The organism is Pseudomonas sp. NPDC086251 (genome assembly GCF_044746405.1).
Taxonomy (GTDB): Bacteria; Pseudomonadota; Gammaproteobacteria; order Pseudomonadales; family Pseudomonadaceae; genus Aquipseudomonas.
Map to the genome: position 1 here is coordinate 123,624 of NZ_JBIVBY010000006.1, position 22,005 is coordinate 145,628.

The 22,005-nt window shown below is 59.7% G+C and carries 24 protein-coding genes; 13 read left to right on the forward strand and 11 right to left on the reverse strand.

What is annotated here, in order from left to right; translation table 11 throughout:
* The first annotated feature begins 9 nt into the window (after positions 1-9).
* The 4 genes from ACIPL2_RS09835 to phnE are packed head-to-tail and all read left to right on the forward strand — an operon-like array spanning position 10 to position 3,240.
* The gene (locus tag ACIPL2_RS09835) at positions 10-861 is read left to right on the forward strand and encodes a putative selenate ABC transporter substrate-binding protein (protein ID WP_401355498.1); all 852 of its coding nucleotides are present in this window, start codon (positions 10-12) and stop codon (positions 859-861) included.
* The gene (locus tag ACIPL2_RS09840; protein ID WP_401355500.1) at positions 858-1,655 is read left to right on the forward strand and encodes a phosphonate ABC transporter ATP-binding protein; all 798 of its coding nucleotides are present in this window, start codon (positions 858-860) and stop codon (positions 1,653-1,655) included. The genes ACIPL2_RS09835 and ACIPL2_RS09840 overlap by 4 nt, the downstream gene beginning before the upstream one ends.
* Positions 1,649-2,476: a PhnE/PtxC family ABC transporter permease gene (locus tag ACIPL2_RS09845; RefSeq protein ID WP_401355503.1), complete on the forward strand. Its 828-nt coding sequence runs from the start codon at positions 1,649-1,651 to the stop codon at positions 2,474-2,476. Before ACIPL2_RS09840 ends, ACIPL2_RS09845 begins: the two co-directional genes overlap by 7 nt.
* Positions 2,473-3,240: a phosphonate ABC transporter, permease protein PhnE gene (gene phnE / locus ACIPL2_RS09850; RefSeq protein WP_401355506.1), complete on the forward strand. Its 768-nt coding sequence runs from the start codon at positions 2,473-2,475 to the stop codon at positions 3,238-3,240. Before ACIPL2_RS09845 ends, phnE begins: the two co-directional genes overlap by 4 nt.
* A gap of 188 nt (positions 3,241-3,428) precedes the next feature.
* On the opposite strand, the gene ACIPL2_RS09855 is transcribed toward phnE, so the two are convergent.
* Positions 3,429-4,607, reverse strand: a complete 1,179-nt coding sequence (locus tag ACIPL2_RS09855; RefSeq protein ID WP_401355509.1) for an aldo/keto reductase — start codon at positions 4,605-4,607, stop codon at positions 3,429-3,431.
* 131 nt (positions 4,608-4,738) lie between these two features.
* On the opposite strand from ACIPL2_RS09855, the gene ACIPL2_RS09860 reads away from it, so the two are divergent.
* Complete coding sequence (locus ACIPL2_RS09860) at positions 4,739-5,632, forward strand: LysR substrate-binding domain-containing protein (RefSeq protein ID WP_401355511.1); 894 nt, start codon at positions 4,739-4,741, stop codon at positions 5,630-5,632.
* A 29-nt stretch (positions 5,633-5,661) separates the two neighbouring features.
* Here the strand turns inward: ACIPL2_RS09860 and ACIPL2_RS09865 are convergent, their stop codons facing one another.
* Entirely contained in the window at positions 5,662-6,102 is a 441-nt protein-coding gene (locus ACIPL2_RS09865) for a DoxX family protein (protein WP_401355513.1), read from the reverse strand.
* A 180-nt stretch (positions 6,103-6,282) separates the two neighbouring features.
* On the opposite strand from ACIPL2_RS09865, the gene ACIPL2_RS09870 reads away from it, so the two are divergent.
* Positions 6,283-7,185, forward strand: coding sequence for a helix-turn-helix domain-containing protein (locus tag ACIPL2_RS09870; RefSeq protein ID WP_401355516.1), 903 nt, complete (start codon positions 6,283-6,285; stop codon positions 7,183-7,185).
* Positions 7,186-7,226: 41 nt separating this feature from the next.
* Here the strand turns inward: ACIPL2_RS09870 and ACIPL2_RS09875 are convergent, their stop codons facing one another.
* The 4 genes from ACIPL2_RS09875 to ACIPL2_RS09890 form a co-directional block, all read right to left on the reverse strand.
* The gene (locus ACIPL2_RS09875) at positions 7,227-7,991 is read right to left on the reverse strand and encodes an SDR family NAD(P)-dependent oxidoreductase (RefSeq protein ID WP_401355519.1); all 765 of its coding nucleotides are present in this window, start codon (positions 7,989-7,991) and stop codon (positions 7,227-7,229) included.
* A 245-nt stretch (positions 7,992-8,236) separates the two neighbouring features.
* Positions 8,237-9,154 (reverse strand): LysR family transcriptional regulator, encoded by a 918-nt coding sequence (locus tag ACIPL2_RS09880; protein ID WP_401355522.1) that lies wholly within the window; start codon positions 9,152-9,154, stop codon positions 8,237-8,239.
* A 21-nt stretch (positions 9,155-9,175) separates the two neighbouring features.
* Complete coding sequence (locus tag ACIPL2_RS09885; RefSeq protein ID WP_401355524.1) at positions 9,176-9,928, reverse strand: Asp/Glu racemase; 753 nt, start codon at positions 9,926-9,928, stop codon at positions 9,176-9,178.
* 26 nt (positions 9,929-9,954) lie between these two features.
* Entirely contained in the window at positions 9,955-11,274 is a 1,320-nt protein-coding gene (locus ACIPL2_RS09890; RefSeq protein ID WP_401355527.1) for an MFS transporter, read from the reverse strand.
* 356 nt (positions 11,275-11,630) lie between these two features.
* Here ACIPL2_RS09890 and ACIPL2_RS09895 point away from each other — a divergent pair, with 356 nt between their 5' ends.
* Entirely contained in the window at positions 11,631-12,398 is a 768-nt protein-coding gene (locus tag ACIPL2_RS09895) for a metallophosphoesterase (protein ID WP_401355529.1), read from the forward strand.
* A gap of 169 nt (positions 12,399-12,567) precedes the next feature.
* On the forward strand, positions 12,568-13,152 hold the full coding sequence (locus ACIPL2_RS09900) for a hypothetical protein (protein WP_401355530.1): 585 nt from the start codon (positions 12,568-12,570) through the stop codon (positions 13,150-13,152).
* Between the two features lie 175 nt (positions 13,153-13,327).
* Here ACIPL2_RS09900 and ACIPL2_RS09905 read toward each other — a convergent pair whose 3' ends face one another.
* Complete coding sequence (locus ACIPL2_RS09905) at positions 13,328-13,708, reverse strand: RidA family protein (protein WP_401355532.1); 381 nt, start codon at positions 13,706-13,708, stop codon at positions 13,328-13,330.
* A gap of 110 nt (positions 13,709-13,818) precedes the next feature.
* Here ACIPL2_RS09905 and ACIPL2_RS09910 point away from each other — a divergent pair, with 110 nt between their 5' ends.
* Positions 13,819-13,980 (forward strand): hypothetical protein, encoded by a 162-nt coding sequence (locus ACIPL2_RS09910; protein ID WP_401355535.1) that lies wholly within the window; start codon positions 13,819-13,821, stop codon positions 13,978-13,980.
* Positions 13,981-14,216: 236 nt separating this feature from the next.
* Here ACIPL2_RS09910 and ACIPL2_RS09915 read toward each other — a convergent pair whose 3' ends face one another.
* From ACIPL2_RS09915 to ACIPL2_RS09930, 4 genes are all read right to left on the reverse strand, one after another.
* Positions 14,217-14,909, reverse strand: a complete 693-nt coding sequence (locus tag ACIPL2_RS09915; protein WP_401355537.1) for an RES family NAD+ phosphorylase — start codon at positions 14,907-14,909, stop codon at positions 14,217-14,219.
* Positions 14,903-15,307: an antitoxin Xre-like helix-turn-helix domain-containing protein gene (locus tag ACIPL2_RS09920; protein ID WP_401355540.1), complete on the reverse strand. Its 405-nt coding sequence runs from the start codon at positions 15,305-15,307 to the stop codon at positions 14,903-14,905. Before ACIPL2_RS09920 ends, ACIPL2_RS09915 begins: the two co-directional genes overlap by 7 nt.
* A 75-nt stretch (positions 15,308-15,382) precedes the next feature.
* On the reverse strand, positions 15,383-15,901 hold the full coding sequence (mug, locus tag ACIPL2_RS09925; protein WP_401355542.1) for a G/U mismatch-specific DNA glycosylase: 519 nt from the start codon (positions 15,899-15,901) through the stop codon (positions 15,383-15,385).
* A gap of 7 nt (positions 15,902-15,908) precedes the next feature.
* A complete protein-coding gene (locus ACIPL2_RS09930; protein WP_401355739.1) occupies positions 15,909-16,535 on the reverse strand; it encodes a TetR/AcrR family transcriptional regulator in 627 nt (208 codons plus the stop codon).
* A gap of 246 nt (positions 16,536-16,781) precedes the next feature.
* On the opposite strand from ACIPL2_RS09930, the gene ACIPL2_RS09935 reads away from it, so the two are divergent.
* The 4 genes from ACIPL2_RS09935 (at position 16,782) to ACIPL2_RS09950 (ending at position 21,941) form a co-directional block, all read left to right on the forward strand.
* Positions 16,782-17,900, forward strand: a complete 1,119-nt coding sequence (locus ACIPL2_RS09935) for an HlyD family secretion protein (RefSeq protein ID WP_401355545.1) — start codon at positions 16,782-16,784, stop codon at positions 17,898-17,900.
* On the forward strand, positions 17,900-19,399 hold the full coding sequence (locus ACIPL2_RS09940) for an MDR family MFS transporter (protein ID WP_401355548.1): 1,500 nt from the start codon (positions 17,900-17,902) through the stop codon (positions 19,397-19,399). The genes ACIPL2_RS09935 and ACIPL2_RS09940 overlap by 1 nt, the downstream gene beginning before the upstream one ends.
* A 19-nt stretch (positions 19,400-19,418) precedes the next feature.
* On the forward strand, positions 19,419-20,909 hold the full coding sequence (locus ACIPL2_RS09945) for an efflux transporter outer membrane subunit (protein WP_401355550.1): 1,491 nt from the start codon (positions 19,419-19,421) through the stop codon (positions 20,907-20,909).
* 81 nt (positions 20,910-20,990) lie between these two features.
* Positions 20,991-21,941 carry an aldo/keto reductase gene (locus ACIPL2_RS09950; RefSeq protein WP_401355552.1) on the forward strand — a complete coding sequence of 317 codons (951 nt, stop codon included), beginning with the start codon at positions 20,991-20,993 and terminating at the stop codon, positions 21,939-21,941.
* Positions 21,942-22,005: the final 64 nt, after the last annotated feature.

Consider the following 22,005-nt stretch of genomic DNA (forward strand, 5'->3'; position numbering starts at 1 on the left):
AGAACCTCCATGCTCAAACGAACCCTGGCGTTGGCCGTCGGCTTGTCCCTGTCTGTTTGCACCTTGCTTGCACAGGCCGCCGACACCCTGAAAGTCAGCGCCATTCCTGATGAAGCCCCCACCGAACTGCTGCGCAAATTCAAGCCGCTGGGCGCCTATCTGGAAGAGAAAATCGGCATGAAGGTCGAGTTCGTGCCCGTCAGCGACTACCCGGCCGTGGTCGAGGCGCTGGCCACTGATCGCATCGACATGGCCTGGCTGGGTGGTTTCACGTTCGTGCAGGCACGCCTGAAAACCGGCAATGCGATTCCTCTGGTACAGCGTGAACAGGACGCGCAGTTCACCAGCAAATTCATCACCGCCGACCCGGCGGTCAAGTCCCTCGCCGACCTCAAGGGCAAGACCTTTGCCTTCGGCTCGGTGTCCTCCACGTCGGGCAGCCTGATGCCGCGTTATTTCATGCTCAAGGACGGCATCAAACCGGAAACCTACTTCAGCCGCGTCGGCTATTCCGGTGCCCATGACGCCACTGTCGCCTGGGTGCAGGCCGGCAAGGTCGACGCCGGGGTACTGAACGCCAGCGTGTGGGAAAAACTGGTCGCCGCCGGCAAAGTCGACACCAACAAGGTCAAGGTATTTGCCACCACACCGGCCTACTTCGACTACAACTGGACCGTGCGCGGGACCCTTGACCCGGCGCTGGCAGCCAAGATCAAGGCCGCCTTCCTGGCGCTCGATCCGGCGAACCCGAAGGACAAGGAAATTCTCGATCTGCAGGCCGCCAGTCGCTTCATCGAAACCAGCCCTGACAACTACAAGGGCATCGAGGAAGCCGCACGCGCCGCCGAACTGCTGAAATGACCTTGCATTTGACCGGCGTCAGCCTCGTTCACGTCAATGGCGTCGAGGCGCTACGGAGCGTGGACGTGCACATTGGCGCCAACGAACAGGTCGCCATTATCGGCCCTTCCGGGGCGGGAAAGTCGAGCCTGCTCAATGTGCTGGCCACCGCCCTGCGACCGAGCAGCGGAGAGTTGCAGGTGCTCGGCGAGCGCGCGTGGCAGCTGTCTGCCCGGCAGCGTCAGCGCTTGCGCGCACGTATCGGCCTGGTGCATCAGTCGCCGCCGCTGCCTCCGCGTCAGCGCGTGGTGACCGCGGTGCTGGCCGGAAAGATTGGCCAGTGGGGACTGGGCAAAAGCCTGCTGAACCTGCTGCATCCGCTGGACATTCCCGGCGCGCGCGCGGCATTGGCCAGGCTCGACCTGGGCGATAAGTTGTTCGCACAGTGCCAGCAACTGTCCGGCGGCCAACTTCAGCGCGTGGGCATTGCCCGCGTGCTGTATCAAGCGCCCGAAGTGCTGCTGGCCGATGAGCCGGTATCGGCCATGGACCCGGTGCTGGCCGCGCACACGCTTTCGGTTTTGTGCCGCCATGCCCGACAACACAACGTCACTCTGGTCGCCAGCCTGCATGCGGTGGAACTGGCGCTGGCGCACTTTTCGCGCATCATCGGTTTGCGTGACGGGCAGATCCTGTTCGACCTGCCGGCCGGCGACGTCGACCGCGAGTTGCTCGACAAGCTCTACGCCAACGAGCAGTTGCATTCACCGCCGGTTGCTCCGGCGCCCTTGAGTGTGCAGATTCCCCGATGCTGACGCGCGATACCCGAGACCCGGCCACCCGCCCCCGCCTGCTACTCACGTTGCTGGCGATTGCCCTGCTGTGGCCAGGCATCCGCTTCAGCGAGCTGGACCTGGGCGTGCTGGTGGCAAGTGATAGCCAGAGCGAGATCGGCCGTTTTGTATCGGCCTTCTGGCCACCGGCCCATGACGCAGCGTTTATTGAGCTGCTGTTACAGGCCACCCTGCAAACCCTGGCCATCGCCACGGCGGGCATGGCCCTGGCGCTTCTATTGGCGGTGCCCGCCAGCCTGCTGGCCAGCCGTGCCCTGTCGCTGTCTGCGGCCTCCCGCGCCGGCCATCCGGGTTACTGGGGTCAACTGCTGCGCTGGCCGGTACGCGGTTTACTGATCTTCCTGCGCAGCGTGCCGGAAATCGTCTGGGCCCTGCTGTTCGTGCGCGCTGTCGGCCTCGGCCCGACGGCCGGGGTGCTGGCGATCGCGATTACCTACAGCGGCATGCTGGGCAAGGTCTACGCGGAAATTTTCGAGTCGGTCGATCAGCGCCCGGCCCACGCGCTGCTACAAGCCGGCAGCGGTCGGCTGGCGGCGTTCTGCTACGGGATTCTGCCCAATGTCGCGGCGGAGCTGCTGTCGTACACGGTGTACCGCTGGGAATGCGCGATCCGCGCTTCGGTGGTGATGGGCTTCGTCGGCGCGGGTGGGTTGGGTCAGCAAATGGACCTGTCGCTGCGCATGTTCGCCGGCGGTGAAGTGGCCAGTATGTTGCTGACCTTTCTCGTGCTGGTGCTGCTCGCCGACCAACTCAGCCGCCTGCTGCGCTGGAGGCTGACATGAATCGCCTGATCAATCTGGCGCTGCTCGTTTGCATCGGCGCGGCCGTCGTCGCCTCGTTCATCTACTTGGGCATCGACCTCGGCGAGTTGGGCGGCAGCGGTAACCTGAAGCAAATGGGCGCCTATGCGCAGCGTTTTCTCAGCCCGGACCTGAGCCCCGCCCACCTGCAAGCCATCGGCCATGGCGCCCTGGAAACCATCGCCATGTCCGCCCTCGGCACCCTGCTCGCGGCGGTATTTGGCCTGCTATTGGCGTTACCAGCGGCCGGGCGTTACGGCTGGCCGCTGCAGAGTGCATCGCGCCTCCTGCTCAACGCCCTGCGCGCGGTGCCGGAACTGGTGTGGGCCGCGCTGATGGTCCTGGCCGCCGGGCTCGGCCCGAATGCCGGCACCCTGGCATTGGCCCTGCACACCACCGGTGTGCTCGGCCGGCTGTTCGCCGAAGCGCTGGAAAACACCCCACCGGAACCGGCCAATGCAATCCGCCTCCAGGGCGGCAATGCCGTGTGGGCGTTCTGCTACGGCACCCTGCCCAACCTGTTGCCGCAGTTACTGGCCTACATCCTGTACCGCTGGGAAAACAACATCCGCATGGCCAGCGTGCTCGGCTTCGTCGGCGCTGGCGGTTTGGGGCAGATGCTCTACGTCAGCCTCAGCCTGTTCCAGGAAGCTCAAGCCAGCACCGTGATTCTGGCCATGCTGTTGTTGGTGTTTGCCGTGGATACGCTGAGCAGCTGGAGCCGTCAGCGGTGGGTCAAGGCCTAGAGACCCGCGAGTAACCGTGCGGTTGGGCATCCTGTGCCTGGCTGCTGGTGGCAAACCCCAGGATGATCGCGGCAACGGCACCGGTGACGAGCTTCTTCATCGTTTGAATCCCCGTGAATGTTCAGGACAGACCGAACGAAACCTCCACCGGCCCGGACAGGGCATCGGGAGGACTGGGCGTCAGGCGATCAAACGCTGCGGTCAATCTGCTGCATGTGCATGTCCGACATCCGCTCGCCGTGCACGGTCAGCCTGGAGAATTCAGCGTCCATTTCTTGCAGGTCCTCGACCGTCAGTTGAACGTTGATGGCGCCGGTATTCTCATGCAGATGCGCGAGACTGCGTGTACCGGGAATGGGCACGATCCACGGCTTTTGCGACAACAGCCAGGCCAGCGCAATTTGCCCGGGGGTGGCGTTATGCTTGTTGGCGACTCGTGTCAGCAACTCGACCACCGGCCGGTTGGCTGCCAGGTTTTGCGCCGAAAACCGTGGAAACGTCGAGCGAAAATCGGTACTGGGATCAAACCGGGTCGTCCCGTCCATTTTACCGGTCAAGTATCCCTCGCCAATCGGCGCCCACGGGACAAAACCGATGCCCAATGCTTCACACGCCCCCAGCACACCATTGTTCTCGGGGTCACGCGTCCAAAAGGAATACTCGCTCTGCACCGCCGTCACAGGCTGAACCGCGTGTGCGCGACGGATAGTCCGGGCACTCGCTTCGGACAAACCGAAGTGCAACACCTTCCCTTCCCGGATCAGTTCCTTGATGGCACCAGCCACTTCTTCAATCGGCACATTCGGATCTACGCGATGCTGATAATAGAGGTCGATCCGGTCGGTTTTCAGCCGTTTGAGTGACGCTTCGATGACCTTTTTGATGTGCTCTGGCCGACTGTCGAGGCCAATCGTGCCATCGATGGCAAAGCCGAATTTGCTGGCGATGACCACTTGATCCCGGAACGGTGCGAGCGCTTCCCCGACCAGTTTTTCATTGGTGTACGGGCCATAGACTTCGGCCGTGTCGAAAAAGCGCACGCCGTTGTCGAAGGCCGCACGAAGGGTCTCGATGCCCTGTTTGATATCCGCGGGAGGACCGTAATTGGCGCTGATGCTCATGCAGCCGGCACCCAGTTCCGAGACGTTCAACGTACCGAGTTGGCGTGATTTCATTTGGCTTTTTCCTTGGGTGAGTGCGCTGTTGCCTTGCTGCGCGGCACCAGCGGTGGCGGACTGTGCGGCCCACGCGGATTGCCCCAGCGTCAACGCGGCCCCAACCACAGCGGTCTTGCCCAGAAAGTCTCGACGGGTGCAAGACAGGCTCGGTGGCGTATTCGCTTCTGATGTTGGGTTGTGGTTTTCCATGAATAGCCTCGGCGCTGGATGGAATCAGCGTGCAATGGAGCCGCACGATTGAGTGTCGGGCTAACCTACCAAGGCATGGATAAGGCGATAAGACGGTATAGTCGGAATGGACTCATACCAAGGACACATCAATGGCACGGGATAACGTCAACGACCTGACAGCGTTTGTCGCGGTCGCACGCGAGCGCAGCTTCACCCGGGCCGCCGCCCAACTGGGGGTGTCGCAGCCGGCATTGAGCCGGACGATCCGTGCACTTGAAGCGCGCCTGGGGGTTCGGCTGTTGACCCGTAATACCCGCAGTGTGGCGCCCACCGAAGCCGGCGAAAGCCTGTTGCAGATGGCAAGTCCGCACCTGGAAGGGATCGAAGCCAGCCTGACCGCCTTGTCCAGCTTGCGGGACAAACCCGCCGGCAGCCTGCGCATCACTTCAGTCGAGCACGCCTCGGACACCCTCCTCGCCCCAGCGTTGGCCAAATTCTTGCTGGACTACCCTGACGTCAAGTTCGAAGTCACCAATGACTACGGCCTGATCGATATCGTTGCCGAGCGCTACGACGCCGGGGTGCGATTGGGCGAGCAGGTTGCAAAGGACATGATCAGCGTGCGGATCGGACCGGACTTCCGCATGGCGGTGGTCGGCGCCCCGTCCTACTTCGCGCGTCGGCCACCGCCCCAGACGCCACACGATTTGACGGCCCATTTGGGCATCAACTTGCGCCTGCCGACTTCCGGTGGCCTCTGGTCGTGGCCGTTCGCAAAAGACGGACATGAACTGAATGTGCGAGCCGAGGGGCACCTTGTGTTCAACACCGTTTCGCTGATGCGCGACATGGCGCTGGCCGGAGTGGGCCTGGCGTATCTGCCGGAGGACCTGGTGCAGCAGCAGGTTGCCGAGGGACGGCTCATTCGCGTGCTTTCAGACTGGTGCCCCCCGGTCACCGGTTACCACCTTTACTATCCGAGCCGCCGTCAGCCACTGCTGGCTTTTACGCTGCTGGTCGACTTACTGCGCTACAAGGGTTGAAGCCTTTATCGTGACGGTGATCTGCGCGTTCAGCGACGACGAGCATCAAGACTGAAACGACCGGCACCGAATGCCACGACTTGCAACAGGCCGCCGGCCATGGCGATGTTCTTGAAGAAGTGGATGAATTGGTTCTGGTCCGCCAGTGCGTTATGGAAAGCCAGCGCGGTAAACACACTGAACAACGCCAGCACCGAGGCAACGGCCCGCGCGCGGTAACCCAGGATCAACGCAAGACCACCGGCAATTTCAACAATGACTGCCAGCGCCAAAGCCAACTGCGGAAACGGCAGCCCAACGGAGCCGATGTATCCGATCATCATCGCCGGGGCGGCCAGTTTCGAGAAACCGGACAGGATAAAAATCGCGCTGAGCAGTACGCGGCCAATCAGCGATGCCGAGGCCTGGGTAACGTCTGAGCGGTTCTGTTCAGTGGTGGTTGGATGTGCGATGTGTGCAGAATTAGCCATAGGTATTTCCTTCGGGTGGTGCGATTCGGCATGAATCGCCCTGGTGAAAGAAATGGTGCGCCTCGCGTTCTCATCTGAATAGCTGACTAATTTAGATCATTAGGTGCGAAAAAATAGAAAAGCCGGCCTGCTAAGCTCTGGCCTTGATGTAACCGCGCATGAACGTCGAGGAGATAAACGGTGACGAGCGCTGAGCGAACTTCAGCGACAGGCCTGCAAGCGCACATTCGTGGTGAGCGCCTGGCCGCGTCCGACGAGATTTCCGTGAGCGATGTATTGGTGCAGATTTTTACCCGCGAGCGGATCGAGGAAAGCGTCACCGTTCCAGCCGTGGCGGAACCGCTGATCGTTTGGGTGCTCTCTGGCGACGCAACCATTGAAGAGCGGGCAGCCGGTGAAGACTGGTTGGCGAGCAAGGTATCGACAGGCGACTTTTTCCTGACCACCTCCGCCGTCCCTTACGAAATGCGCTGGCGCGTGACCAGCCCGGAACCGTTCGTGGTCATGCACATTTATCTCGGCTTGCAGCTACTCGAACGCGCGATCCGCGAAACCCACGAAGGCGCCAGCGGTTCAATTCGTTTGCGCGAAGTCTCCGGCGGACGAGACGAGACGCTGTCGACGCTGCTCGAACAGTTCAGGGTCGAGCTGACCGCCCGTGAAAAAACCAGCGCACTCTTGATGCAAGGCATCGCGCAGTGCATCGCCGTGCATCTGGCTCGCCGGTACCTGGATGCCGAGGCGGAAAACATAGCCGAGCGCAATGCCCTGCCCGCCTACAAACTCAAACGTGTTGTGCTGACGATGGAAGCGCATCTGGATGAGGCGTTTCGTTTGGCCGACCTGGCTCACGCAGCCGGCATGAGTGAGTACCATTTCAGCCGACTGTTCAAACGCGCAACAGGTCACTCACCGTCTCAATACTTCATCAAGCTGAGAATGACCAAAGCCAAACAGCAACTGATCGAAACCGACCGGAGCATTATTGATATCGCCCTGGAGGTCGGGTACAGCAGCGCCAGTCATTTTTCGCAAGTGTTCAAGCACCAAGTGGGCGTCCCGCCCAGCCATTACCGTAAATGAAGCGACACGACCTGCGCCGTGTCGCTTGCGTGAACGCGCGTTCAACTGCCGACAGGAATGCTCATGCCGCCATCGGCCATGACCACCGAACCCACCATAAAACTGGCCCGTTCGGAGGCTAGAAACGCCACGATCTCGGCGATTTCGTTGGGTGAAGCCGCGCGTCCGATCGGTGCCGACTTGCCATGATCTGCGAGGAAGCCTGGACCGTCTTCCATGAAGTGATTGAGCAGATTGGTCACTACGTCACCCACGCCGATCGCGTTGACGCGGATACCATGGGGAATCGCTTCCAGGGCCTGAGTCCGGGTCAACTGGGCCAGTGCCCCTTTCGATGCGGTGTAGGCCGCGATGCCCGGAAACGCGAAGTAAGCCGCATAGGAGGCGATGTTGACGATAGCGCCCGACTTTTGCTTCATCATTTCCTTGGCGGCTTCACGCGAATGCAGGAACGCCCCCGTGACGTTGGTTTCCATCTGCCAACTCCACTCCTCACGGGTCATTTCAACCAGGGGTTTGTAGATAATCCGACCGGCATTGTTGACCAACACGTCGAGCTTGCCGAAATGCTCGACGGCCAATGCAACCGCTGCTTCAGCTGAACCATCGACGGTGATATCAGCCACGTAAGGCACCAGTCCCGGACGCTCAAGGGTGCTGACTTCAGGGTTGATATCTTCGGCTATGACCTTGGCGCCACGGGCATGGAACAGCTCGGCGATGGCACGGCCAATACCACTGGCGGCCCCCGTCACAATCACGACTTTGCCAGCGATTTCGTTGGGGGTAGGGATAAAATCAGTCATGTCATTTCTCCTGAGGGTGGTTGCTTTCGACGCGTCAACTGTCGCCTATTGCCGCCCTCCACTCTTTCGCAGGCTTGCTCGTCCTGTCGGGGTTCTGCTTTTATATTTGCCGCCGGCTCGTCAAATCAATGCGAGCACGATTGACCGACACGGTCGAGGCCTGCTTCTGGGACTCGAAGCCGAAATCCACGTCGTGCTGGATCTCATGCTTCGAGGATGAGTCCCTGGCGTGAACGCAGGCAAACCTACCCTTCAAGCAGATGGTCCAGAAACAATCCCGCAGCGGCCGACAACGATTCTCGCGACCGTATGCACACGCTGAGTTCTCGGGACGCCCACGGTTCATCCAGCCGGACCACCGTCGCCCCGTCCATTTTGTAAATCGCCGCACTCCCTTCGGGCATGATGCCAATGCCCAATCCGGCCTGAACCATCAGGCAGAGTGCGTCGTAACTGGACACCTCCATCCGTATTTTCAGCGAGCGCCCGAGGTCGTTGGCGGCCTTGATCAACTGAAAGTTAAGGTGAGTGCCGCTGCGCAAAGCGATGTATTCGTGCTCCAGGGTTTCGCTGAATGTGACCGATGGGCGGTCGGCCAGCGGATCGCCGTTGGGCACCAGCAACACCAGCCGATCAGTGCGAAACGGAAAAACTTCAATGTCGGCGCCATGCGGCAGCCGCGTGAAGATGCCGATCTCGGCGCGGTTTTCCGCCACTGCCTTGGTGATCGCCAGGCTTTGCTTTTCTTCCAGGCTGATGTTGATCAACGGGTACAGCTGCATGAACGATTTGATCAAGCCGGGCAGGAATTGGGTGATGGCGGAGATGTTGGCCAGGACCTGCACCGAGCCACGCCGACCATAGGAATACTCGCGCATCTGCACGACTATTTCGTTGAGGTTGTTCAGGGCACTGCGGGCCATGAACAACAGCGAAAGACCGGCGTCGGTGGGCGAGATGCCCTTGTTGGTGCGGTTGAGCAGTTTCGAGTCGAGCAGCTCTTCCAGCTCGCTGAGCCGCTTGCTGACCGCCGCCGCGGCGATGTGTTCGCGCTTGGCGGCGGCCGCAATGGTGCCCTCTTCGACGACGCTGACGAAGAGTCGCAACGAGACCGGGTCGAGTTTCATGTGAGGTACCGGTGTGCTGATCTGAATGGCCAGCATAGTACCTCCTTGGTCACTGGCTCAGAACGCCCCGGACAACAGGTGGCCGGCATTCGGGACCCTGGCCTCGAGGCCGAGGGTTTTCAGCATCTGGTAAACGGTGGCGACCGACGCCGACAGCACCGGTTTGTCGAGGCGATCCTGTACCAGCTGAATCGCTGGCAACGAAGGCATCTGCACACAGCACGACAGCACCACACCGTCAGCCTGACCGATATTCAACTTCTCGGCGTGGGCCACCAGGTTCATCGGGTCCAGGCGACCGACTTCAAGGTTGTCAGCCACTTCCAGGCTGATGGAATCGACCACTTCGATGCCCGCCGCCTCGATGTAGTCGATAACCTGCTGGGTCAGCGGTTTCATGTACGGCGTAATGATCGAGATTTTCTTGTAGTCGAGCATGTGCAGGCTGTCGATCAGCGCCCCGGCGGAGCTGAGTACCGGCGCGTTCGACCGGTTAGAGGCCACGGTCTTGCCTAGGCGCTCTTGCGAGAGGGTGTGATAGCCCGGGCCCTGGCACATGATCGCCACCAGGCACGCGTAAGCCATGACATCCACCCGGGCATCGCTCAGTTCCAGCGCGCAGCGGTCACTGTCAATGTCCATCTTTTTCAGCTCCTCGGGGCTGACGTGCATCATGCGCATGCGCGAGGAGTGGAAGGTGAAATGTTCTTCTGGAAACAGCCCGTAGCGCGAGGTCAGCATGGCCGGGATTTCGGTTTCCATCGTGGTGTTGGAGCTGGGTACGATTTGGCCGATGCGAAAGTTTTTCATGGGGTTTTTCCTTTGAGCAGTGCAGATCAGTTGCCGCTGGTGAGTTGGACGCCTTTGGTTTCCTGCAACGTGAACACCATGACGGCGGCGATGACGTAGGAAACGGAGGCAAGAGAAATGGTCGCGGTGAAGCCGATGAGCGGGATCAGCACCGGTACCAGCTTGATGCCCGCAATGGCGCCGACCCGGCCGAAGTTGAAGCAGAAACCTGACGCGGTCGAACGGATGCTGGTCGGGAACAACTCCGAGTACCAGGCGCCGAAGCCGCTGAAATAACCGGTGAAGAAGCCCAACAGCGCGGCCAGCGAACCGAGGGTGATGACGTTCTGGGTGGTGAACAGCAGCTTGCCGTCGGTCAATGGCATCAACGTCGCCGAGTAGGCAAACACCGGCACCATGATCGCCATGCCGCCAAAAAAGATCGCGAACGACAAGCGACGACCGAGGCTTTCGGCCAGGTAGCCGTAGGCCAGATAACCAATGGTGGCGCCGATGCCGATCCAGATGACAAACACCGGAGCCTGATCGATGCGCACGTTCAGAATGTTCTGCAGGTACGCCGGCATGAAGGTGGTGATGATCCAGTAGCCGTACATGCCCAGCACCGAAATGCTCAGGCCCAGCAGCGTCAGTTTCAGGTACTGCGGACGGAAGATCTCCATCAACTGTCCTTTGCTGGCGTTAGTGCGCATGAACTCGCGGTTGGCCAACCAGACCGGCGACTCCTTGACGAACAGCCAGATGAACACCAGGGTGAAATAGGCCGGGATCGAGGCGTAGATGAACAGGTGTCGCCAGGACTCAGGGTTGCCGCCGTCGAGGAACGTCCAGGCGAAAATCGCCGCCAGCAAACCGCCGCCCGACCATCCGGTCTGCATCACGGCAAAGGCTTTGGCACGACCTTGCGCAGGCCAGATCTCCGACACCAGCGCCGCCGCGGCGGACCACAAGCCACCCACGGCGATACCGACGCAGAAGCGGAACAGATTGAGCTGCCACAGGCTGTCGGCAAACGCACAGAGCAAGGTGCCGGTGCCGTAGACGAACACCGACAGCATCATGGTTTTCTTGCGGCCGATCTTGTCGGAAAGATTGCCGAGGAAGAAACCACCAATCCCGGTCGCCAGCAGAAACCAGGCCACCGTGGACACCACATCGCCCAGGCCAACGGCGAAAGTCTTGGCGATCGCCAGCAGGACAAAACCGAAAATCGTCGCGTCCAGTGCATCAAACAACCAGGCGGCCCAGGAGCCCCCCAACGTAATGTATCGCTGGTTGGCGGTGAGTTGACCGGCGCCATCCACCGCTGGGGCACTGGCCGCAGATCCGGCCGCTAGAGTTTTCATGGTTAAACCTCGTGGGACTCAACTTATTATTGTTGGAAACTCGTGTGCCGAAGAGGGTCGTCGGCAAACGAATGCTCATGTGCGACCGATGTTAGGAGGGGTAAAACCCGTCGTATATCAGGCATTCACGAGCCTGCCATCGCGGATGGCGATGGCAGTGACAGAGGCGACCGTTCTGCGCACGTCATCAGACTCCGCCGCAGGTCAAGCGCTTCCCCATGAGTCGGGTCAATGACTGGCGCGGCGGTTAACGCCGCGCGCGCCGTCGAGACCGTGTGTGATATCCAGTTGTCGCAGGCGGTGAATAACGCGTAAGTTGAATTCGCTGCCCTTCCAAAACAGGTAGGAATTGATCAATGCGCATCGCTTTACTGTCCGACGTCCACTTGTCCGTCAATGCGATCCCTTTTCCCCAAGTGGATGCCGATGTCGTGGTGCTCGCCGGAGACATCTGCCGACCGGCCAAGGCCATTGAGTGGGCCAGATCGAGCCCCGCTCCGGTCGTGTACGTGGCAGGCAATCACGAGTTTTATGGCAGTGACCTGGTCTCGACCTACGAGCAGTTGAACAGGTTGACTGAAGGCACGCAGATCCACGTATTGGAACGTTCGGAGTACGTCCACAACGGTGTGCGGTTTTTGGGGTGCACCTTGTGGACGGATTATCGTCTTTTCGATTCTGCCGAGGAGCGGACACACGGGATTGATCTGGCAACGCAGTTGATGCGGGACTTTACCCACATAAAAATCTCGCCGGATTTTCAAGACCTGTTCACGCCAGCCATTTCACAGCTCATTTTTTTACAGACTGTCGCCTGGCTGGACGACTGCTTCTCCCGCAACAGCAGCATTCCCACGGTGGTGGTGTCCCATTTCGCACCGACACGGTTGAGCATCAGCCCGCTGTTTGCGCGTTCGCCGATCAACTCGAGTTTTGTTTCAAACCTCGAAGACCGGATCCAGGACTGGCAACCGGCTCTTTGGCTGCATGGCCATACCCATGGGAGCTTTGATTACCTTGTGGGCAACACCCGCGTCCTGTGCAACGCCCGAGGTTATGCAAAAAATGGCATCAATGAAAATCCGGATTTCGATGATTCATTGGTAATAGATCTCAATATCTGATTCCTGGCTGTGTGAAATCCTCCAGGATTGTCTAATCTTTTCTGAGCGTCGTGATCGTAAGGAGGACGATCATGACGCGCACTCTTTGAGGGCGAAGGCTTGCGTCGACGAACTCAACGTTGGGTGCACTAAAACTGGGAAATCAACAAAAAACCAGGAAGCGCCTACTGTGAAAAAATCAATCATCTGCTTCCTGGGAAGCCTGCTGTTTTCTGTCGCCGCTTGTGCAACCGGGGTCATCCCTGTCATCGACCTTGACTTCACACGGGCAGCGACTGAAACGTTGAAAAAACTCGGTATCGACGACGCCTGCATTATCGCCGCTTCAAACCCCACAGCGTTCACCTATTGCCGAGAAGGACAGCCCACGCTTTGGCAATACAAGGCGTTTGATCTGGAACAACTGGCGACGATCCAGGGCGGCAAGAAGCTGCCCTCGACGGACGACAAGCGAATTTCCGTTCTGGAGGTCAATAGCGCTGCCTGCCAGCAAGACAATCTCGCGCCGTTGGTCAAGCCGGCAAAAACCAACTGGCCTGCCATCGGGCTGATAGCCCTGCTTCTGCTGATCGGAGCCCGATACACCTACCGGGCAATCAGGCACCGTTACAACAACCGCACGGCGTTTTCAGAGACCCGCTTGCAGCGAGTGACCGAATCCGTACCGCTGCACACGGCAACGACAAAGGCGCTGCTGGCGTTTGTCATTGCAGCGGCGGTGGCATTCGTTTACTTCGGCTACCTGGGGCTTTGAACAAGACTGATTGTCGCGGATAGCGACGTGAGGAGCGTTCACCTCGCCGGCCACATCAGGGACGGGCTGATTGGGCTGCGGCAGCGAGGTGAACATCTAGACATTAGCTCAATCGTTCGACGAGCCTGATGTTCTTCACAAGATTCATACAACTCTATTGATTGGATCGACGGACTCAGCCTTTGGCGGCCATCGCGGTGACTTCCACGCGCATGCCTTCGACCGCCAGCGCGGCCACGCCCACTGCGGCGCGAACCGGCCAGGGCTTGGCGAAGAAGCGTTGGTAGACCTGATTGAAGGCGGCGCGATCAGCCATGTCGGTGAGGTAGATGGTCAGGTGCAAGACCCGGTCCATGGAACTGCCGGCGCGTTCCAGCGCGACTTTAAGCGCTTGCAATGTGCACTCGCTCTGCAGGGTGATATCGCCCAGCTCCAGGCTGCCGTCGGCGTGGGTCGGAATTTGCGTGGAGACCAGCAGGCCGCCGAAACCGGCGACGTCCGAGGAGATGGATTCCGAGTCGGGATCGGGAACGAAGGTGATGTCGTGGTTTGCCATGGAAGTCTCTCGCTTGAGTGGGTAATGGGCGACGCCTTTTTGGGCCGCCAGTTTACAGAACTCCAGCGCTATCGCCGTATCCAATGAACAGGTCAATGGAGGTAAGCGATATGAACAACGATGACAGCGTTAACGACGTCGAATCGGATACCACGTCAACACCGGAGGATCAGACCGTTCCGCCCTCTTCACCTCGCACCAAAGAGCAGGAGGCTGAGGAGCTCGGACGAAAAATAGCGGAGATAGAACGCAAGGTCGCGGACGGTAACTAGCCCTAGGCGAAACAAACAACCTGTAGCAGCTGGCGAAGCCTGCGTTCGGCTGCGAAGCAGTCGTGAAATCAGGCAGTGCGGTGTATCAGAGAAACCGTGGGTTCAGGGTTTACGACTGCTTCGCAGCCGAACGCAGCCTCGCAAGCTCGGCAGCTGCTACAGAGCCGAACGCAGGCTTCGCCAGCTACAAAGGGTGCGTGATTGCTGCAACTTTCAAACGCTTTCCCGGAAACGCATCAGGCTTCGCTGATTGTATTGACGCTGGTGATCTGTCCGTTCCAGATCATCTCGTAGTGGGCCGCTTGAATAATTGAGGAGACAGGCCTCGGCGTCATCAGTGCCCAGCAGTAGCTGCCCTGCTTGCGCACCGAGTGGTAACGAAGCCCCGCGCTTCCTGCCGCTCTGATGGCTTTGCCCAGGCGCCGGGAATGCGTGTAATCGTCGGGATCGTAGACAGGATCAGTCATCGGAATCGACGTGGCATCCTTCATCCCTGTTTCCGTGAAGGTGCACGTCAGCCCGCGGAAAACAAATCGCTCGTAATTCAGTTGCCGGACATTCGACCAATACAGATTCTGGTGATGCTGCACCTCGGCCAATGCCGTTTCCATGCTACCCGCCAGGTACAACACACCGTAGCGACCATCGCTGAATCGTGAACCCGCCGGGTTGACGTGGGTAAACGGCGCGATCGCGTAGGAACAGCCTGGAATACCGAACGGGATCTCGCTTCGTGGAATCAGCTCCAGGTGGCCCACTTCGTTTTTCAGCCTGGGGTTGGTCAGTGCCTGAATCTGGTACAGGTCTTCAAATTCGTCGGCGTCCGCCACATCATCAAACAGCGCAATGGGCGGAAACTTCGAATTAACCAGTCGGTAGGCCTGCAATGGCTCGCCAGCCAGCGCTGCCAGCTGACTCACCTTCACCATTGCGCGCCTCGCAGCACGTCGATCCGCCGAAACGTCTCGTACAGAGAAATCATGTCGCCCTGAGCCATGATCTCCAGCGGGGAACGCCCGTTGAAAAACTCGTTGTCGTTGGCCATCGCCGGGAAACCGTAGACGTTCTCCGGGTTATCAAAGATGAGGCGCAGCGCGGCGTGGATATTGAGCACAAAACTGATGCGCTGCATCTGGTCTGAATCCAGGCTCACCGACCAGTCGGGATCGCGCGGCTTGGCGCGTGTGTAGGTGCTGCGGGAAATACGCAGGATCCGGCAGGCCTGCTCGCTGGACGCCCCCCATTTTTCGAGAATGCCGACGGCTGCTCGCAGGCCCGTCACGCACTGCTGTTTGGAAAAGCCTTGGGTTTGCAGGGCTGCTGTCATGTCCCGATACCTCTTTTTGACTCTACAGACACAACTATAGGTAGTTAGCGTCTACAGATCAATAAAGCCTTTTATCTAAATTCGACGCTCGTCCGCAGCCAAATAGAGTTGCCGGTACGCACCCACCAATTGATCAAGCGTAAACGCGCGATTTCGCCCGCTGGGATTGGGCAGGATCCACACCGCGGCATTGCCGAAGGTTTTCGGTTGAAGCCCCCACGCAATGTCTCGCTGGCCGGACAGCGCGCAATAGGCGGCTTTACCGAGAAACGCCACGAAACGTGGCGCATAGCGCTCGATCTTTTGTTCGAAATCCGCGGCGGCGGCGGTGAATTCGTGCAACGACAACTGATCCGCGCGCGCCGTCGGCCGTTCAACCACGGCGGTCAATCCACACTGATACTGCAAGATTGTCCGATCGTTTTCCGGGCGCACCTCCTCCGGTGTGAAACCGGCGAGATGCAGCGTGCGCCAGAAGCGATTGCCCCGGCCCGCAAAATGATGCCCTTGGGCCGCGGCCATCACGCCCGGGTTGATCCCACAGAAAATCACGGCGAGATGTTCAGCGAGAATATCTTCGAGTCGTTCGCCCACGATCACCTCATCCGCCACAGATCACGCTGACCGCATTGCGTGCAAGCTCCGTCAACTCTGTGCGGGATTTGCCCGCCCGGGCACGTATCGAAATGCTGTGCAGCAGCGATGATGCCAGCACGGCAAGGGCCGCCGCGTCGACGTCGCTTTTCAACTCGCCGGATTCGATGGCCTTGCGCAGCCGGGTTTCCAGCTCGGCATCGAGCCTGCTCAGCCGATCCGCAAGAACGTCGCGTATTTCAGCGTCCTCGACCGCTTCGGTGGTCGCCGTACCGATTGCAAAACAGCCACGGGGTTGGCTGTCACCCGAGAAGTAAATCGACAACTGCCCCTCATAAAACCGCGTCAGCGCCTCGCGCAATGTCAGCGCATCGTCGGTCAGCGCCTCGTCCATGGCTGCGGCGGCGAACTCCCAATACTGCTCAAGTGCCTTGAGATACAGCGCGTGCTTGTCACCGAATGCCGCATAGAGGCTGGGGCGATTCATGCCGGCTGCGGTGGCGATGCTGTCCAGCGAAGCGCCGGAATAGCCGGTGCTCCAGAACACACCAAGCGCTTGCTGCAGCGCTGTCTGCGGGTCATACGCACGAGGGCGGCCGCGGCCTTTGCCCTCTGAAATCTTTTTTTGTGCCATGTCGTACAAAATCCTTGAATGAAGGTGAGTGCAGGGATATTCTTACACCATCGCACAAAATTAGGGAACCAGAAGTTCCTGAATGTCAGGTTTGTTGAAGCGAAGCTCGAACTGGGTATTGCGGCGACGAAACAGATGCGGCGGAGCAACCCTCCCAACCGCCCACGGGTTTGCTTTCTCACAGCAATTATTAACGTCAGGGCCGCAGCTGTTAGCCCGATTTCCCGGTTAAAGGTGTATTCGATCATGACTAAACAGTTCGACATCCCGGCTTCGCAGACTTTCGAGCATCCAGTGCCGGTCAAAAAGCCGCTCAAAGAGAAGTTACGGCCCTTCCTGATGGTGGGCGTCCCTGCCCTCTTCGCCGCCATTTGTTACGCCCACTACGTGGCAGGCGAGCCCTTCGTGACGACCAACAATGCCTACGCCCGGGTGGCCAAGGCTTCGATCAACGCGCGGATTTCCGGGCAAGTCGTCGAAATCGCCGTCGAGGACAACCAGCTGGTTCACAAAGGCCAGGTGCTGTTCCGGATCGACCCGAAGCCCTTCCAGATCGCGGTCAACCGTGCAGAAGCACAACTGAGCGTGGCGCGGTTGCGCATCGACGGCCTCAAGGCCAACTACCGCCAGCAGCAAGCTGAGTTGCAATCGGCCAAAGAGTCCGTCGATTTCGACCAACGGGAATTTGCCCGGAAGAAAGCGCTGGTGGCTACCGAGTTCGTCTCGCGCGCCATTTACGAACGCGCCGACACGGACCTTAAAATTTCACGGCAACGCATCGTCTCGATCGAACAACAGATCGCCAGCACGGTGGTTGCCTTGAACGGCAATCCGAGCATCGAATCGGACAACCACCCGAGCGTTCGTGAGGCCAAGGCGCAGCTCGACGAAACCCAACTGTACCTCTCGTACGCGACGGTCTATGCGCCGGACGACGGCATCGTGGCCAAGGTCGACGATTTGCAGGTTGGCAACTTCGTCAACAACGGTGCGCCCGCCTTCGCGCTGCTCTCCGATCGCGAGATCTGGGTAGAAGCCAACTTCCGCGAAACGGAAGTGACCCACATGCGCCCGGGCCAGGAAGCGACCGTCAGTATCGATACCTACCCTGATCGCGTGTTCAAAGCCCACGTCACCAGCATGAGCCCGGGTGCCGGGTCGGACTTCTCCCTGCTGCCACCGGAAAATGCCACCGGCAACTGGGTCAAGGTGGTCCAGCGGGTACCGGTTCGTCTCGAACTCGATGAGACCGATCCTGCCCTGCCGCTGTTCTCGGGCACCAGCGCCACAGTCAAGGTCGATACCGGTTTTCGCTCACCTTGGTGGCACCCGCTCAAGGCGTTGCTGACCGCAGGTAACTTCTGATGAACGCCAACGCTGGAGGGACCCCAGGTGCAGGTGCTGCGGGCTCGCTCAGGTTCGCCGTTTTACTGGCGACCTATATGCAGTCAGCGAACCTGCCACTTCCGAACGCCGTGCTCCGGTTGATCCAGGGCACCCTGTCGATGACTGACGACGAGGCTGGCTGGATTTTCACGGCCTACCTCGCGGCAAGCGCCATCACCATGCCCATTGCCCAGTGGCTCGCCGGGCGCTATGGCGTGAAGCGGGTGTATCAAACCGCGCTGGCCTGTTTCGTCCTCGGTTTGCTGCTCGCGACAGTGTCAACCACCTCGCTGGAGTTCATCGGCGCACGCATCATTCAAGGCCTCGCCAGTGGCGTATTGGCGCCGCTTTCGATGGCGATTGCCATGGAGACACTGCCCGCTGAAAAGAAGATGAAATTTGGCGCGACCTGGACCGCCATCGTGCTGTTCGGCATCGTCAGCGGCCCGAGTATCGGTGGCTGGGTCGGCGAGCATTTCGACTGGCGTCCGATCTTCTATATCAGCCTGCCGCTGTCGGCGTACATCTTCCTGGTCGTGGCGCTGTTGCTGGGCGAGAAAAAGGCCGAGAAACCGCCGACGTTTGACTTCTTCGGCTTCGGCACCTTCACGCTGGGGTTGATCAGCCTGCAAATGTTGCTCGACCGCGGCGAACGCATGGACTGGTTTGCCTCGACCGAGATCTGCCTGGAAGCCATCGGCTGTGCGTTGGGGCTCTACCTGTTCGCGGTGCACATGGCGACCCGCAACGTGCACTTCGTCAACAAGCGCCTGTTCAAGGATCGCAACTTCGTGTTGTCAACGATCATCTTCTTCGCCGTCGGTTTCGTGCTGTTGTCGACCATGGCCCTGACGTCGCCGATGCTCGATGAGATTCTCGGCTACCCGCCTGACACCACCGGTTCCCTGACGATCCCGCGCGGTATTGGGCTGGTCGGTGCGTTCCTGTTGATGAACCGTGTTCCGGAACGCTTCGACCGTCGGCTGTTCGTTGCGGCAGGCGTTGCGGTGGTGATTTACGCCAACTGGTTGATGCTCGGCTACTCGCCATTGATGGACTGGTGGCCCGTCGCGCTGGCAGGCGCCATCCAGGGGATCGGCATCGGCATGTTGATGCCGTCGCTGACCAAGGTGGCGTTCAGCACCCTCGACCCCACGCTGCGCCCGGAAGGCACCGGCCTGTTCAACCTGTCACGCGTCTACGGCAGCACCATTGGCGTTGCGATTGTGCAGATTTACTTCTTCAACAACACGCAAGCGATGCACATGGCACTGGCCAGCCATGTGACGCCCTATAGCGTCGCCGCTCATTCGGCGACGGCTTCGATGTCCTTGCCAGCACTTGAAGGGCTTAACCACCTGATCACCCACCAGGCCGCGTTTATCGCCGTTGTCGACCAGTTCAAGATTCTGATGGTGGCGATGCTGGTGGTGAGTCCGCTGGTGGTCTTTCTTCGCAAACCCGCTCCGACCAACTAGTTATCGTGGAGTCTGCCCAATGAAATCTTTAGCGCTGGTCATCAACAGATACTTGCTCCAAATGAAGGTCGGTGTGTTGTCGACGCTTGTGTTCCTGTCCGCCTGTACCGTCGGCCCGGACTTTGAAACCCCCGCGGCAAGTATGTCGCAACACTATGATCAACAGGCTGAACAGCGTCTTGGCCAGGGCCGCAACACGCCCGGTGAGCAACGCATCAACCTTGGTAAAAAGGTCAACGGTGACTGGTGGACTGCGTTCCGCTCACCGAAGCTCGACAAACTGGTGCGTCGGGCAATAGACGGCAATCTCGAGCTGGTGGCTGCCGACGCAACCATCCGGCAAGCGGCCTCTTCCGTCGCCGCCGCTGAAGGTGCGCTGTATCCGCAGGTCGATTTTGGCGCGACGGCTGGCCGCCAGCGGGTACACACTGCGAAAGAGCCTTCCATCTCCAATTTCTATGCGATTGGGCCACGGGTCGGCTTCGACCTTGATGTGTTTGGCGGTAACAAGCGGCAGGTCGAACAACAGGAAGCCTTTACTGATCTGCAGAAACATCGATACGAGGCGGCCTACCTGACCCTGACCGGCGATGTTGCGAGCCAGGCATTGTTGCTGGCTTCCGCCACCGCGCAGATGCAGGCCGTCGAAAAGCTGTTGGCCAATGATGCGAAGAACCTCGAACTGGTGCGCATGGCACACGCCAGCGGCACCACCACGCAGATCGATGTTTCGCTGGCCGAGACACGGCTCGCTCAGGACCGCACGTTGTTGCCGCCCCTCGCCCAGCAACGTGATTCGGCACGGCATGCGCTGTCGATCCTGACCGGCAAAGGCCCTGGTGACTGGATCGCGCCGGACTTCGAGCTTGCCGAGTTTGCCTTGCCGTCCAACGTGCCCGTCAGCCTGCCCTCGGAAATGGCCCACGGTCGGCCGGACGTGTTGCAAGCGGAAGCCGAACTGCACATGGCCAGCGCCGCCGTGGGTGTCGCGACAGCAAATCTCTATCCCCGCGTAACGCTGTCCGCATCGCTTGCACAGGCCGCTTCCGGCAATGGCGGCGCCGCACTCTGGGGCTTCGCCGCTGGAGTGGCGGGTCCGATCTTCAATGGTGGAACGCTCAAGGCTGAACGCCAGGCCGCCGTCGAGGGCTACAACGCAACGCTCGCCGGCTACCAGCAGACCGTGATCAGTTCGTTCGGTCAGGTCGCCGACACGTTGCAGGCGATCAATCATGACGCCGAGGAAAACCTCGCCCAGGAAGACGCGTTGCGGGCCGCCGAAACCAGCTTTCGCTTGAACCAGCAAGCCTTTGCCCAAGGGGCAAACAGCATTCTCCAGGTGCTGGAGGCGGAACGCGCTTATGAGCAGGCACTGCTCGGTCAAATCCGAGTGAAGACTGCGCAGTACCTCGACACGGTGCGTCTGTTCGTGGCACTCGGCGGGAACTCCGTCGGTGTGTTTGAGCAAAAAGTGGCCAGTCGCGAAACGCACGCACCTACCTATCAATAGCGCACCCGCGCGGTCATCCACACTTTTACGAGCAGCCACCTCCGCCGTTGCGGTGGCGGCCCCAGGCAATGGAGTAAAGAGATGTCTTACGAACCGATTTTCGATGCACTTCGCGAAACCAGATTCACCCTTGCGCATGGCTCCGGTGAGATGCCGGCGGTCGGCTTCGGCACACTGTTCAAAGACCTGAGCGTGACCACTCAAGCGATCAAACATGCACTGGAAACCGGCTTTCGCCATTTCGATTGTGCAGAGCGCTATCGCAATGAAGAAATGGTCGGCGTAGCGTTCAAAGCGTTCCTGGAAACGGGCAAGGCCCGGCGCGAGGACCTGTTCATTACCACCAAGCTGTGGAACACCAACCATCGTCCAGAGCGGGTTCTGCCAGCGTTCGAGGCCAGTTGCCGACGCCTGCAGGTTGATTACATCGATTGCTACCTCATCCATACGCCGTTCGCCTTTGAGCCCGGCGATAACCAGGACCCACGAGATGCGTTCGGCCATGTCATTTACGACTCGGGCGTCACGCTGATCGAAACCTGGAGAGCGCTTGAACGCCTGGTGGATGAAGGCCGCTGCAGGTCCATCGGCTTGTCGGATATCACCCTGGAAGCGTTAAAGGAAATTGTCGCAGTGGCCCGAATCAAACCTGCCGTGGTGCAGGTTGAATCCCACCCTTACTTGCCGGAATGGGAGCTGCTTGAGTTCTGTCAGCAACAGGGCATCGTCGTCCTGGCCTTTGCACCACTGGGCCATGGCATGGAGCCGAATGTGCTGGAAAACGAAGTGCTGACCGGGATCGCCCGCCGTGTACAGAAGACGCCAGCACAAGTGGCATTGGCCTGGGCCGTCCAACGCGGCGTCGCGTTTTTGACCACTTCTGCAACGCTGAGCCATATCCGCGAAAACTTCGATATTGCGACCCTGCCGCATCGGGCCATGCATGAAATCCGCGAGGAAATCACCACTCGGATACGCTTCAACTCGGTGGTGGAAACCGGTGTACCGGGTTTCATCCCCAGGAAAAAGTAAGGCACAACAAAGGAGCGGCTTTAACAGAGCCGCTCTTTTTTTGGGTCATAAGAATCTTTCTTCT